Raw genomic sequence first — 14,460 nt, forward strand, 5'->3', positions numbered from 1 at the left:
TTCCTGCTACAGTTTATTTATGCATCATCGCCAAACCAACAGATATTTCGGGCTGCCATAATGAGTTCTCCTGCTTTCTCATCATTCAGTCCTTCGATATCAGATAAGTCGTCGATACCCTGCTCGGCAAGATCTTCCAGAGTGCAGATGCCACAGGCAGCCAGGTTAAACGCCAAAGTACGCTCCATGCCAGACAAATTTAATAAATCTTCGGCAGGTTGCTGATCACTAAGACTCTCTTTCTGAGCCAGTTCCAGCGTCGTCAAGGCCGCTTTAGCGCGTTCACGAAGAACTTCAACGGTTTCTTCATCAAGGCCCTCTACTGCCAGAAGTTCATTAATTGGCACATATGCCAGTTCTTCCAGTGTAGAGAAACCTTCCTCGACCAATACAGTGGCGAAATCTTCATCAATGTCGAGATGCTTAGTAAATGTATCAATAGAAGCGTGTGCTTCTGCCTGATGTTTTGCTTGTAGCTCTTCCGCAGTCATGACATTGAGTTCCCATTTGTCATCACCACGATGTTTTTTCAACAGTTGTGCCGCCAGACGAACGTTCTGACCATTACGTCCAATCGCCTGAGCAAGATTACTGTTTTCTACGGCAACATCCATAGTGCAATTGTCTTCGTCAACCACAATAGATGCAACATCCGCCGGAGCCATTGCATTAATGACAAACTGCGCAGGGTTATCGTCCCACAGCACGATGTCAATTCTTTCACCGCCCAGTTCACTGGAAACGGCTTGTACCCTTGCACCACGCATACCGACACAAGCGCCAACAGGATCAATACGCTTGTCGTTGGTTTTCACTGCGATCTTTGCACGGGAACCCGGATCACGAGCAGCCGCTTTGATCTCAATGATCTCTTCACCAATCTCAGGCACTTCGATGCGGAACAATTCAACCAACATCTCAGGACGAGAACGAGTGATGAAAAGTTGTGCACCACGCGCTTCAGGACGAACATCATACAGAACACCGCGCACGCGGTCACCTGGACGGAAGTTTTCCCGTGGCAACATGTCTTCACGTAAAATGACCGCTTCAGCATTACTACCTAAATCCAAAGTAATATTTTCGCGGTTCATTTTTTTGACCTGACCGGTCACAATTTCGCCCTGCTGTTCACGGAATTGATCAACAACCATCGCACGCTCAGCTTCACGTACTTTCTGTACGATAACCTGTTTTGCCGTCTGAGTCGTAATGCGGTCAAAGGTCACTGATTCAATTTGATCTTCAATATAACCACCCAGTTCAATCTCTGGGTTGTCAAATTTTGCCGCTTCCAGAGTAATTTCACGCGTTGGCTGCGTCACTTCGTCAACAACTAACCAGCGACGGAAGGTATCAAAATCACCTGATTTACGATCGATACAGACGCGGACGTCGATTTCCTGCTCATACTTTTTCTTGGTGGCTGTCGCCAGTGCAATCTCTAATGCTTCGAAGATTTTTTCGCGAGGGAGTGATTTTTCATTAGAAACCGCTTCCACAACAGCCAGAATTTCTTTATTCATCCTAGTTGCCTCATCCGAACTTTAAAAGTGGGGTACCAGGTTCGCTTTCTGGATGTTGCTCAGTGCGAACACTTCGTCTTTTCCATCCACCGTAACCGTAATCATTTCACCATCAACTGCCTTGATGATACCTTGCCATTTGCGACGGTTCTGCATTGCCATGCGTAAAACCAAACTGACTTTTTCACCAATAAAACGCTGGTAATGTTCAGCCTTAAACAGTGGACGCTCAAGCCCTGGTGAAGATATTTCCAAGTTATAAAGTCCTGGAATCGGATCTTCAACATCAAGCACTGCACTGACCTGGTGGCTAACATCAGCACAATTATCAACAGTGATACCCTCCTCACTATCAATATAGACTCGCAACGTCGATACACGAGCACGAATAAACTCCAGGCCAACTAATTCAAAACCCAAAGCTTCAACGGGTGCTGAAATTATCTCTGTTAATTTTTGCTCTAATGTGGACAAGCCCACCCCCAAGACATAAAAAAAGGGCTATATTAGCCCAGTAATTCTGCTGTCAAATAACAAAAAACCCCGACACTCGGGGCTTTATGCAACTGGACCCTATTTACTGCCAGCGGTCTCAACCTACTTCTTTTTTTATACCTTTCAAAGCAACCTGTCAAATCAGGGATCGATATCTCAATGGCTCTGAATTATTACTGTTGAAAAGATACAGGCTGTTAAGAAGTGGTTGCGGGAGCCGGATTTGAACCGACGACCTTCGGGTTATGAGCCCGACGAGCTACCATGCTGCTCCATCCCGCGTTCGAAAACGTGGCAAATCTTACGCTGATAATACTAAAAACGCAAGTTTCTAGATTAATTGGTGCCGAGGACGGGACTTGAACCCGTACGCCCGTTGTTTAGGCACTACCACCTCAAGGTAGCGTGTATACCAATTTCACCACCTCGGCACTGATTTTATAGGATTGTTATTTTAATGGTTATCTAAACTCATCGTTAAAATCAACAACCCTATTTCAATTCTGTTACTGAATGTTACTGTGGGATATCACTATTTGGCTTTACTGGTGTTGCCGGAATTTCTGCCTGTTTTTCAACTTTTACAGGTTCGACAAGGTTATCCCATTTACTGCTGGAACCCGTCTTGTTGCTGGTCATGTTACCAAGAATCAGACTGATAACAATGAACAACGTGGCAAAAACAGCCGTCATTCGGGTCATAAAATTACCGGAACCCGATGAACCAAACAGCGTGTTAGATGCACCTGCGCCGAAAGAAGCACCCATATCAGCACCTTTACCCTGCTGTAGCAGAACCAGAGCTATTAGCCCGATACCAACCAGCAAGAATATACCTAAAAGAGCTTCATACATATGTTGTACCCGTTTCCTCGTGGCGTTTACCACAATTTCATAGCGACTTTATGTTGCATCACCCGCTCACAAAATTAGAAAAATTAACTTATTGAGCGGGTGAGAATACTAACCAAAGCGTCTTAGACACGCAAGACTAATTTTAAATACTGGCGTCATTCGGGCAAAAAATCAACAAATCAACCTATTTTTTTCACCGCATCAGCAATACGATGCGCTAATGCCGTGACTTGCTCTTCATCTTCGCCTTCCACCATGACCCGAATCAATGGTTCTGTACCTGATTTACGCAGCAGAACACGACCACGACCATTCAATTCAGTCTCAACTGATTTTACGGTTTCAAGCACTGATTCTGATTTCAGGGGATCGACATCACCTGCAAAGCGAACGTTAACCAAAATTTGCGGCAGAAGTTTCATGCCACTGCACAGATCATGCAGGCTCATATTATTGCGTACCATTGCACTCAGAACTTGCAATCCAGCAACAATGCCATCTCCTGTTGTGGTTTTGTCCAGCAAAATCACATGGCCTGAATTTTCTGCCCCCAAACGCCAGCCTTTTTCCTGCAATTTCTCCAGCACATAGCGGTCGCCAACTTTCGCACGTTCAAATGGAATACCAAGCTGTTTCAGTGCCAACTCCAGCCCCATATTGCTCATCAACGTACCCACTGCACCACCACGTAGCTGACCTTGTCTCAACGCTTCACGGGCAATGATATAAAGGATCTGATCGCCATCAACTTTTTGCCCCAGATGATCAACCATGATGATACGGTCACCATCACCATCAAATGCCAGACCAACGTGAGCCTGTTCTTCCAGTACACACTGTTGCAATAGACGAACATCCGTTGCACCACATTCTTCATTGATATTGATGCCATTAGGCTCACAACCAAGGGTAATTACCTCCGCTCCCAGCTCCCTGAGCACATTCGGGGCGATATGGTAAGTCGCACCATTGGCGCAATCCAAAACAATTTTCAACCCATTTAAACTTTGTTCACTGGGGAATGTCCCTTTACAAAATTCAATGTAACGACCCGCTGCATCAACTATCCGATTTGCACGCCCTAACTCAGCAGATTCCACACAAGTCAGAGGTTTTTCCATTTCCGCTTCAATCGCTTCTTCAACATCATCCGGTAATTTAGTCCCATCGATGGAGAAGAATTTAATGCCGTTATCATAGTAAGGGTTGTGGGAAGCGGAAATGACAATGCCGGCTTCTGCACGAAAAGTACGTGTCAGATACGCCACAGCTGGTGTTGGCATTGGGCCGGTAAAGGATGCCGATAATCCCGCTGCGGCTAACCCTGCCTCCAGAGCAGATTCCAACATATAACCTGAGATTCGGGTATCTTTACCAATAATGATTTTGCGAGAACCATGACGCGCCAGCACTTTTCCCGCAGCCCAACCAAGTTTCAATACAAAGTCAGGGGTAATTGGGGTATTCCCCACTTTGCCACGGATACCGTCAGTGCCAAAATATTTACGGTTACTCATAAAGTTCTTTCCTTTGCTGAACGAATTTTCTGCTCTCAGCGTTTTTTGCTGACATCATGTTCTTTACAAACGGTGTATTTTACAAACTATATATTTTCTGAATATGTATTTTATGGACATATATTCTTTTCAGATACCGGATTCCATACAGATATTATTGGCAGACGCGGACAGAGTTGCATGAACAACTTGCATTGCCTGAACGGTTTCTTTTACATCATGTACACGGATAATCTGGGCACCTTTCATAGCTGCAATCACAGCACAAGCAACGCTTCCTGCCACACGCTCCTGCGGTGGTACATCAAATAATTGGCCAATCATGGACTTGCGTGACATCCCCGCCAGAATAGGTAACCCCAAATGATGGAATTCTTGCAAGTGAGCCAATAACTGATAATTATGCGATAAGTTCTTACCAAAACCGAAGCCAGGATCAAGAATCAGGTTGTTTTTTGCGATACCCGCCGCAACACAGCGCTCAATTTGCTGTATCAGGAAATTTTTTACTTCCGATACAACATCTTCATAGTGAGGCTCTGTTTGCATTGTGCGAGGTTGCCCCTGCATATGCATCAGGCAGATCGGCAAACCACTTTGTGCTGCCGCATCAAGTGCTCCAGGTTCCTGCAACGCACGGACGTCATTAATAATATGCGCCCCCGCCTTGGCTGATTCCTGCATAACAACCGCTTTTGAGGTATCAACAGAGATCCAGGTATCAAAGCGCTGTGCCAGCGCCTCAATCACTGGAATAACACGATCCAATTCTTCTTGCTCACTTACCTCATTCGCTCCAGGACGAGTCGATTCGCCACCCACATCAATAATGGTTGCCCCCTCTTTGATCATCCAGGCGGCATGCTCTAATGCTGTGTCAAAAGTATTATGGGTTCCACCGTCAAAGAAGGAATCAGGAGTAACGTTCAAAATTCCCATCACTTGTGGGCAGGAAAGATTGAGGACGCTGCCTCTGGCAGTCAGTTTCATCGCTAGGTGCCTTAATGTCAAAACCCCAGGACAAGCCTGGGGTTTAATGTAAGATTGTTAGCCACGTTATGCGGTTGGATTACCATCCGCAGGTTTTGAAGTTTGCTGCGGAGATGGAGTGTTATGACGGTTATTGCTATTACCGTCATTCTTATCACCTTCCCAACCTGCTGGTGGGCGTACTGTTGTACGATTCATCAGATCATCAATCTGAGGAGCATCAATCGTTTCATACTTCATCAATGCATCTTTCATTGAATGAAGAATATCCAGATTATCCATCAGAATCTGACGAGCACGTACATAGTTACGATCGATGATAGCCTTCACTTCCTGATCGATTAAACGCGCGGTGTCTTCAGACATATGTTTTGCCTTGGCAACTGAGCGACCGAGGAAAACTTCGCCTTCTTCTTCCGCATACAGCAATGGCCCCAGTTTTTCTGAGAAGCCCCACTGTGTCACCATGTTACGCGCAATAGATGTCGCCACTTTAATATCGTTGGACGCACCAGTAGAAACATTATCTACACCATAGATAATTTCTTCCGCTAACCGACCACCATATAAAGTTGAAATTTGGCTCTCCAACTTCTGACGGCTTGCACTGATCTGATCACCCTCTGGCAAGAAAAACGTCACACCCAACGCACGGCCACGCGGAATAATCGTCACTTTATGCACAGGATCGTGTTCTGGAACCAAACGACCAATAATGGCATGTCCTGCTTCATGGTATGCCGTGGATTCTTTCTGTTCCTCGGTCATAACCATTGAACGGCGCTCCGCACCCATCATGATCTTATCTTTGGCTTTTTCGAACTCAACCATAGAAACAACGCGTTTGTTACCGCGAGCAGCAAACAAAGCAGCTTCATTCACAAGGTTTGCCAAATCTGCGCCAGAGAAACCTGGCGTACCACGAGCAATGACCGATGCATCAATATCAGTATCCAGCGGAATGCGGCGCATATGAACTTTCAGGATTTGCTCACGGCCACGAACATCCGGCAGGCCAACAACGACCTGACGGTCAAAACGGCCAGGACGTAACAAAGCAGGATCGAGAACATCAGGACGGTTAGTCGCTGCGATAACAATAATGCCTTCGTTACCTTCAAAGCCATCCATCTCAACCAGCATCTGGTTCAGTGTCTGTTCACGTTCATCATGTCCGCCACCCAGACCCGCGCCACGCTGACGACCTACTGCGTCAATTTCATCAATAAAGATGATGCACGGTGCAGCTTTTTTCGCCTGCTCAAACATATCACGCACACGGGAAGCACCAACACCCACGAACATTTCAACGAAATCAGAACCCGAGATGGTGAAGAAAGGGACTTTCGCTTCGCCAGCAATGGCTTTCGCCAGCAATGTCTTACCCGTACCTGGAGGGCCAACCATCAGGATGCCTTTCGGGATTTTACCCCCCAGTTTTTGAAAACGGCCAGGTTCACGCAGATACTCAACCAATTCGCCCACTTCTTCTTTGGCTTCATCACAACCAGCAACATCGGCAAACGTGGTTTTGATCTGATCTTCCGTCAACATCCGGGCTTTGCTTTTACCAAAAGACATCGCCCCCTTACCGCCACCGCCTTGCATTTGGCGCATAAAGAAGATCCAAACGCCAATGAGCAGTAACATTGGGAACCATGAAATAAAGAGGGTCGCCAACAAGCCTTGTTGTTCTGGTGGTTCACCAACAACTTTTACCTGCTTATTAAGTAGGGTATCCAGCAACTTTTCATCCTGAATTGGCATATAAGTGCTGTATTTTCCACTGTTGTCCTTCTTAGTGAAATCAATGTCACGACCCGAAATACGTACTTCGCTTACTTGATTCTGCGATATCTCACTGATGAAATTAGAGTAATCAACCCTTCGACCACTAGAGTCGCCGGGACCAAAACTCTGGAACAATAACATCAAGACAACTGCGATGACTAACCAGAGAATCAGGTTTTTCGCCATGTCACTCAAGGGATTAACCTCATATTACAACTGTGTTAACAAATAGTAGTCAGGGTACTACACTTTCCGCCCTGTCGCTACAATGTATACTTCACGTGATCGTGCCCGCGAAGATTCTGGTTTACGAACTTTTACCTTCGCAAAAAGGGAGCGTATTTCCCTCAGGTATTCATCAAAGCCCTCTCCCTGAAATACTTTGACAATAAAACTACCCCCAGGGGCCAGCACATCACGACACATATCCAACGCTAACTCAACCAGATACATGGATCGGGGAATATCGACCGCGGGAGTTCCACTCATATTAGGAGCCATATCCGACATGACGACCTGGACTTTATTATCACCAACTCTCTCAAGTAATGTTTTCAATACCAGCTCATCACGAAAGTCTCCTTGAAGGAAATCGACCCCAACTATCGGATCCATCGGCAAAAGATCGCAAGCAATGACTCGCCCGCCATTACCAATCTGACTCACTACGTACTGAGACCACCCACCTGGAGCAGCGCCTAAATCAACAACGGTCATGCCCGGTTTAAAGATTTTGTCGCTTTGTTGTATCTCATCAAGTTTAAACCAAGCACGAGAGCGAAGCCCTTTTTTCTGCGCCTGGAGAACATATTTATCACTAAAATGTTCCTGTAACCAGCGACTTGAGCTTGCTGAACGTTTTTTATTGGCCATTGTTCTTTCCAACTCTACTAATAAGGCGCCATATTTTTTGCGCTCTCTTATCAAATCACACCACACTTTTATGGTGATAGATATGAGATGGCGGTAGAATATATCGTTTTCAATCCCAACTAAGCAAAAAAACGATGACTCTTAACAAGAAACAAATCCAATACCTGAAAAGTCTCGCTCATTCATTAAAGCCTGTCGTTATGATCGGCAACAATGGGTTGACCGAAGGTGTGTTGGCTGAAATCGAACAAACTCTTTCGCATCACGAGCTTATCAAAGTCAAAGTTGCTGGCGAAGATCGTGAAATAAAAACTTTGATCGCCGAAGCAATTGTTCGTGAAACAGGTGCACATAACGTGCAAATCATTGGCAAAATATTAGTTCTCTACCGTCCATCGGAAGAACGCAAGATTAGTCTACCTAAATAATCACGGCATATTTATACAAAAGTGCCATATTAATTTATTTACCTTGATAAAAAAGGCCAAAAACTGGCCTTTTTTCTTTGAGCATGGTGTATTAGATATAATCCACGTTCAAAACTTCGAATTCTACTTGACCGCCAGGCGTGGAGATAACAACAACATCATCCACTTCTTTACCAATCAGGCCACGGGCAATCGGTGAATTCACTGAAAGAAGATTTTCTTTAATATTGGCTTCATCATCACCGACGATACGGTAGGTCTGCTCTTCATCGGAATCCAAGTTCAGTACCGTGACCGTTGCTCCAAAAATCACTCGGCCATTGTTGGTCATCTTCATGACATCAATCACCTGTGCATTGGAAAGTTTAGCCTCAATTTCCTGAATACGGCCTTCACAGAAACCCTGCTGCTCACGAGCGGCGTGATATTCCGCGTTTTCTTTCAAATCACCGTGCTCACGCGCCTCAGCGATTGCGGCAATAATTTGAGGCCGACGTACATTTTTCAAATGTTCTAATTCTTCGCGCAATTTATCCGCGCCACGTACCGTCATCGGAATTTGTTTCATTTATTCAACCTTTAAATTAATCCTAAGCCCAAACAACATCTTCCTGATTTTTGTAATAACAGCACATTTTTTAATAACAGCACAATGAGCACACCTTATCAGGCGGGCTTACGATACTTGATAAAAAGAAGTGTAATTCAGCACAATCTGAAGTCCACAGGAATACTTACCTGCCAATCCATCATTCTAACGTAGAGTTGATGATGGATCATCGTTTACTTTTCCTTTGAATTATACCTTAGTATGATTAATACAAATATTCCTGGAATACATCACCTTCATACGCGAGATCTATGGCTCTTTTAAAAATGACCAGCAGAATAGCTTGTATGCTCAGTTTAAGCCTGAGTATTTTCAGTACAAATGCCGCTTCTGATAGCTCTTCTATTGAGAAAAGTGCCCAATATTTGCCTACGGGAACTCATTTTTCATTTATTTCCCAAGCCGTTGGGGCAAAAAATCCCTTAGTTGATTATCACGGGCAACAAATGGCTTTACCTGCCAGTACGCAGAAAATTGTGACGGCATTAGCAGCGCTATTGCAGCTTGGTAAGGATTACCGTTTTATCACAACACTGGAAAGTGATGCTAATCTTTCAAATGGTGTATTAAAAGGTAATCTAACGGCTCGCTTTGTCGGTGATCCCATGCTGACACGTTCACAACTGCATAATATGGTGGAGTCCTTAAAACAATCGGGTATCAAACAGATTGACGGGGACCTCATCATCGATATTTCGATTTTTTCCAGCCATGACAAAGCCCCGGGCTGGGTATGGAACGATATGACCCAGTGTTTCAGCGCCCCCCCATCAGCAGCAATCGTGGATAAGAACTGCTTTTCTGTTTCACTCTACAGCTCAGAACAACCTGGCGAACTGGCATTTGTCCGTGTGCCTTCTTTTTATCCTGTTAATGTACTGAGTGAAGTCAAAACCTTGGCTAAGGGTTCACCAGAAGCGAAGTATTGTGAATTTGATGTTACATCAGGTGATTTGAATCGATATACCCTTACAGGTTGCCTGACACAACGCGATGAACCACTGCCATTGGCTTTTGCTATCCAGAATGGGCCTGGTTATGCTGGCAAGCTCCTGAAGAATGAACTGAATATTGCCGGTATTGAGTTAAAAGGCCATATACGGCTCCAGTCGGCTCCCAAACAACCAGAAAAAATCCTCGCCGTAAATCAATCTGTACCATTAAATAAGATGCTCGAAATCATGTTGAAAAAATCAGATAACATGATTGCGGATACCCTCTTTCGTACCCTTGGCCACCGCTATTTCAACGTTCCAGGGACATGGCGGGCAGGTTCTGATGCTGTCCGTCAGATTCTAAAACAGAAAACGGGTATTGATTTGGGCAATACGGTCATGGTGGATGGTTCCGGCCTTTCACGCCACAATTTAATCGCTGCCACAACTATGATGGAGATATTGCAATTTATTGCTCAACACAATGATGAACTGGACTTCATCTCCATGTTACCCAAAGCGGGATATGATGGCACGTTGGCTTATCGTCCCGGTCTGCATGAAGCGGGTCTTGATGGTAAGGTCTTTGCCAAAACGGGATCATTGCAAGGGGTTTATAACCTCGCTGGGTTTATGACTGCTGTCAGTGGGCAGCAAATTGCTTTTGTCCAGTTTGTCTCTGCATACTCTGTTCCTCCGCAGATCAGCGAACCCGCCGTGTTCCGTTATCGCGTTTTGAACACGATTTATATAAATCGTTATATCAAAGTCACTGAACTGGCTCTGTTATTAAGAAGGGCTTGACCACACAAAAAGGGCGCCAAATACGGTGCCCTTTTGTTATATTCAAGTGGTGACATGAAGATTAGTGTTTATAAATAAACTCGATGCCTTCGTCATCTTCTTCGTCCCAGTCATCATCCAAATCTTCGTCGTCAGATGCTTGCTGTAACTGCTCTTTATGGTAGTCATCCCACATAAATTCAACTTTTTCCGGTTGGGATTCTTCCGACGTTTCCATGCTACGAGGCTGCGTCTTCATGAACTCCATAATATCCCAGCAAAGCTCTTTTACGCCCTGACGATTCACGGCTGAGATCATGTAATAATCGCCTTCCCAACCAAGCTCATCAGCGATAGCTTTTGCCCGCTGTTTAGCTTCTTCTGGATCGGTAAGATCGACTTTGTTAAAGACCAACCAGCGCGGTTTTTCTGCCAGTTTTTCACTGTAATTATGCAGTTCTTTGATGATGATACGGGCGTTTTCAACCGGATCGGATTCATCGATTGGGCAGAGATCAATCAAATGCAGCAATACGCGGCAACGTTCCAAATGCTTCAAGAAACGAATACCCAATCCGGCGCCTTCTGATGCACCTTCAATCAAACCAGGGATATCTGCGACGACAAAACTTTGCTCGTTATCCATACGCACAACGCCAAGGCTTGGCACCAGGGTTGTAAATGGATAATCAGCGACTTTCGGTTTTGCTGCCGATACAGCACGAATAAAGGTAGATTTGCCTGCATTTGGCATACCCAGCATCCCTACATCAGCCAGTAGCATCAGTTCCAACATCAGCTCACGACTTTCTCCGGGAGTTCCCATCGTTCTTTGACGAGGAGCACGATTTACCGAAGATTTAAAACGGGTATTGCCAAGGCCGTGGAAGCCCCCTTTTGCTACCATAAAACGCTGTTCATGGCGCAGCATATCCCCAAGCACTTCGCCCGTGGCAACATCACGAACACGAGTTCCGACCGGAACCTTAATAGTAATGTCCTGACCACGTTTACCCGTACAATCGCGGCTTTGTCCATTCTGACCACGTTCAGCACGGAAGGATTTTTCAAAACGGTAGTCAATCAATGTATTGAGGTTTTCATCTGCCAGCAGGTAGACATCACCACCATCACCACCATCGCCGCCGTCCGGCCCACCTTTTGGAATATATTTCTCACGACGGAAGCTGACGCAACCATTGCCACCATCTCCCGCTACAACCAGAATCCTGGCTTCATCTACAAATTTCATCTTTTTCTCCGTAGGATAGCCACTGTAAAGCTGAATGGCAGCTAGTACCCAGAGATGGCGTAATCCAGAATAATAAAAAGCCCCGCAACACACATTGCAGGGCTTCTGATTCGATCAAGATACAAAAAACTTATTCAGCTTCGATGCTGATAAATTTACGGTTTTTTGGACCTTTAACTTCGAACTTAACTTTCCCGTCAGCTAATGCGAACAGGGTGTGGTCACGGCCACAACCTACGTTGTTGCCTGCGTGGAATTTAGTACCACGTTGACGAACGATGATGCTACCTGCTAAAACAGACTCACCACCAAAACGTTTTACACCCAGACGTTTGCTTTCAGAATCGCGACCGTTACGAGTCGAGCCGCCAGCCTTTTTGTGTGCCATTAATCTGCTCTCCTAAAATCTTAAGCGATGCCAGTGATTTTAACATCGGTGAACCACTGACGGTGGCCCTGTTGCTTACGGCTGTGTTTACGACGACGAAACTTAACAATTTTAATTTTCTCGCCACGACCGTGAGCGACAACTTCAGCTTTAATTTTAACGCCTTCAACTACTGGAGCGCCGATTTTGATATCTTCGCCGTTAGCGACCATCAGCACCTGGTCAAACTCAACAGTTTCACCTGTTGCGATGTCCAGCTTTTCCAAGCGAATTGTTTGGCCTTCGCTTACTCGGTGTTGTTTACCACCACTTTGGAAAACTGCGTACATATAAACTCCGCTTTCCGCGCACCCCCCAAAATGCTTTCCAGAGCGCGCTATAAAATATTCACATAGGGCGCGAATTCTACGCAAAAACCACTGGGAAGACAAGTGCAGAATTAGAACAGATGAGAAAAAAACAGAGTTTTTCAATTGTCATTTATTTGAACGGTTTTTCAAGTACAATCGATATATCTTGATATCTATTGATATGCTAATTAATGAGCACAGCTCTGAATCAGAGTCCAAAGCCAAAACATGAATTTAGAATCGATACTTAAACTCACCGCTGATGATATGGCAGCGGTTAATGAAACCATTCTTAACCAATTAAATTCTGACGTTACGCTGATCAACCAGCTTGGTTACTACATCATCAGCGGGGGTGGCAAACGCATTCGGCCAATGATTGCCGTACTGGCAGGTAAAGCCCTTCATTGCCAGGATGAAAAACATATCAAAGTTGCCGCTTTGATTGAATTTATCCACACGGCAACGCTGCTGCATGATGATGTCGTTGATGAATCTGATATGCGCCGTGGCAAGGCGACAGCCAACGCCATTTATGGCAATGCTGCCAGTGTCCTTGTGGGCGATTTTATCTATACGCGCTCATTTCAGATGATGACCGATCTCGATTCCATGCGTGTATTAAAATTGATGTCTGACGCTACCAATGTCATTGCTGAAGGCGAAGTCATGCAGTTGATGAACTGCAATGATCCTAATATTTCAGAAGATGACTATATGAGGGTCATTTACAGTAAAACCGCTCGCCTGTTTGAAGTTGCTGCGCATTCAGCCGCCATTCTCGCCAACGCCACTCCTGAGCAAGAAATAGCACTACGTGATTATGGCCGTTATCTAGGCACCGCATTTCAATTAATTGATGATCTGTTGGATTATGACTCAGATAACAGCACGCTTGGTAAGAACACAGGAGATGACTTAAACGAAGGCAAACCCACATTGCCTCTTTTACACGCCATGAACCACGGAACACCGGAACAATCCGCTTTGATCCGAAGTACCATTGAGCAAGGTAATGGCCGCCATTTGTTGGATACCGTCCTGGCAACGATGAGACAGTGTGGTTCACTTAAATACACCCGCCAGCGGGCAGAAGAAGAAGCTGATAAGGCCATTTCAGCATTGCAGTCACTGGAAGATTCTCCATACAAGGCGGCCCTTGAGGGATTGGCACATGTCGCTGTACAGCGACTTTCCTAATCTGAATCAAACAGTGCCCCAGATAATTCAATCCAGGGCGCTGTCTTTATTATCACTATCTTGAATACCGACATATTGGACAAGGCTGGCTAGCCCTTTTCTCAAAATAAATTTAACCATTCGTTCTCTTTCGGATTTGCTCAATTGGTAATAAGCTTCTACCCAGATCATAAATGGGTCCTGTCGCTTATTGCGGTAGTATTCGACCGAATTTTCACTGACTGTCAGTACATTCACGACTTCTTCGGGCAAACTGTTGACATTATATTCGAGCGCTTTTCCTTGTACGCCCCGCTTACGGCGTTGTTCCCAGCCCTCGCGTCTTGCCATCAGATTGACGCCTTGGGGAGACGATGGCAGCCCTGCGAGGCCGATGAGTTCTTTTGCAGAATACCACTCTTTTTTCATCTCTTTCTCCTCGCTTGATACTGGAGCAGTGACGAAAAAGCCAAATTTTAAGTACCTGG

Annotated in this window: 14 protein-coding genes, 2 tRNA genes and 1 pseudogene; 3 read left to right on the forward strand and 14 right to left on the reverse strand. The window is 45.3% G+C overall.

Translation table 11 applies throughout. The annotated features are described in order from the left end of the window. Positions 1 to 17 precede the first annotated feature (17 nt). The 9 genes from nusA to rlmE form a co-directional block, all read right to left on the reverse strand. Positions 18 to 1,526: a transcription termination factor NusA gene (gene nusA, locus ACSJJG_RS18285; protein ID WP_481090135.1), complete on the reverse strand. Its 1,509-nt coding sequence runs from the start codon at positions 1,524 to 1,526 to the stop codon at positions 18 to 20. Positions 1,527 to 1,547: 21 nt separating this feature from the next. Then, positions 1,548 to 2,000, reverse strand: a complete 453-nt coding sequence (rimP, locus tag ACSJJG_RS18290) for a ribosome maturation factor RimP (protein WP_481090136.1) — start codon at positions 1,998 to 2,000, stop codon at positions 1,548 to 1,550. A gap of 226 nt (positions 2,001 to 2,226) precedes the next feature. Further along, positions 2,227 to 2,303 (reverse strand) — tRNA-Met (locus ACSJJG_RS18295). Positions 2,304 to 2,362: 59 nt separating this feature from the next. Continuing rightward, positions 2,363 to 2,452: transfer RNA gene (locus ACSJJG_RS18300), tRNA-Leu, on the reverse strand. Between the two features lie 85 nt (positions 2,453 to 2,537). Further along, positions 2,538 to 2,876: a preprotein translocase subunit SecG gene (gene secG / locus ACSJJG_RS18305; protein ID WP_481090137.1), complete on the reverse strand. Its 339-nt coding sequence runs from the start codon at positions 2,874 to 2,876 to the stop codon at positions 2,538 to 2,540. A 179-nt stretch (positions 2,877 to 3,055) separates the two neighbouring features. Beyond that, a complete protein-coding gene (gene glmM, locus ACSJJG_RS18310) occupies positions 3,056 to 4,393 on the reverse strand; it encodes a phosphoglucosamine mutase (RefSeq protein ID WP_481090138.1) in 1,338 nt (445 codons plus the stop codon). A 129-nt stretch (positions 4,394 to 4,522) separates the two neighbouring features. Beyond that, entirely contained in the window at positions 4,523 to 5,383 is an 861-nt protein-coding gene (gene folP, locus ACSJJG_RS18315; protein WP_481090139.1) for a dihydropteroate synthase, read from the reverse strand. Positions 5,384 to 5,449: 66 nt separating this feature from the next. Then, complete coding sequence (gene ftsH, locus ACSJJG_RS18320; RefSeq protein ID WP_481090140.1) at positions 5,450 to 7,369, reverse strand: ATP-dependent zinc metalloprotease FtsH; 1,920 nt, start codon at positions 7,367 to 7,369, stop codon at positions 5,450 to 5,452. Positions 7,370 to 7,417: 48 nt separating this feature from the next. Further along, positions 7,418 to 8,047, reverse strand: coding sequence for a 23S rRNA (uridine(2552)-2'-O)-methyltransferase RlmE (gene rlmE, locus ACSJJG_RS18325; RefSeq protein WP_481090141.1), 630 nt, complete (start codon positions 8,045 to 8,047; stop codon positions 7,418 to 7,420). Between the two features lie 134 nt (positions 8,048 to 8,181). Here rlmE and yhbY point away from each other — a divergent pair, with 134 nt between their 5' ends. Beyond that, complete coding sequence (gene yhbY / locus ACSJJG_RS18330; RefSeq protein ID WP_481090142.1) at positions 8,182 to 8,475, forward strand: ribosome assembly RNA-binding protein YhbY; 294 nt, start codon at positions 8,182 to 8,184, stop codon at positions 8,473 to 8,475. Positions 8,476 to 8,566: 91 nt separating this feature from the next. On the opposite strand, the gene greA is transcribed toward yhbY, so the two are convergent. Further along, positions 8,567 to 9,043, reverse strand: a complete 477-nt coding sequence (greA, locus tag ACSJJG_RS18335) for a transcription elongation factor GreA (RefSeq protein WP_193850831.1) — start codon at positions 9,041 to 9,043, stop codon at positions 8,567 to 8,569. 293 nt (positions 9,044 to 9,336) lie between these two features. On the opposite strand from greA, the pseudogene dacB reads away from it, so the two are divergent. Then, positions 9,337 to 10,796, forward strand: a pseudogene (gene dacB, locus ACSJJG_RS18340) (serine-type D-Ala-D-Ala carboxypeptidase). 89 nt (positions 10,797 to 10,885) lie between these two features. On the opposite strand, the gene cgtA reads toward dacB, so the two are convergent. The 3 genes from cgtA to rplU form a co-directional block, all read right to left on the reverse strand. Beyond that, positions 10,886 to 12,055 carry an Obg family GTPase CgtA gene (gene cgtA / locus ACSJJG_RS18345; RefSeq protein ID WP_481090143.1) on the reverse strand — a complete coding sequence of 390 codons (1,170 nt, stop codon included), beginning with the start codon at positions 12,053 to 12,055 and terminating at the stop codon, positions 10,886 to 10,888. 130 nt (positions 12,056 to 12,185) lie between these two features. Further along, a complete protein-coding gene (rpmA, locus tag ACSJJG_RS18350; protein WP_011148617.1) occupies positions 12,186 to 12,443 on the reverse strand; it encodes a 50S ribosomal protein L27 in 258 nt (85 codons plus the stop codon). A gap of 20 nt (positions 12,444 to 12,463) precedes the next feature. Further along, a complete protein-coding gene (rplU, locus tag ACSJJG_RS18355; protein WP_010845219.1) occupies positions 12,464 to 12,772 on the reverse strand; it encodes a 50S ribosomal protein L21 in 309 nt (102 codons plus the stop codon). Positions 12,773 to 13,021: 249 nt separating this feature from the next. Here rplU and ispB point away from each other — a divergent pair, with 249 nt between their 5' ends. Beyond that, a complete protein-coding gene (gene ispB / locus ACSJJG_RS18360; RefSeq protein ID WP_481090144.1) occupies positions 13,022 to 13,993 on the forward strand; it encodes an octaprenyl diphosphate synthase in 972 nt (323 codons plus the stop codon). A gap of 27 nt (positions 13,994 to 14,020) precedes the next feature. On the opposite strand, the gene ACSJJG_RS18365 is transcribed toward ispB, so the two are convergent. Next, entirely contained in the window at positions 14,021 to 14,401 is a 381-nt protein-coding gene (locus ACSJJG_RS18365; protein ID WP_047766256.1) for a DNA-binding protein, read from the reverse strand. Positions 14,402 to 14,460: the final 59 nt, after the last annotated feature.

It is taken from the genome of Xenorhabdus sp. SGI 60 (assembly GCF_056632175.1).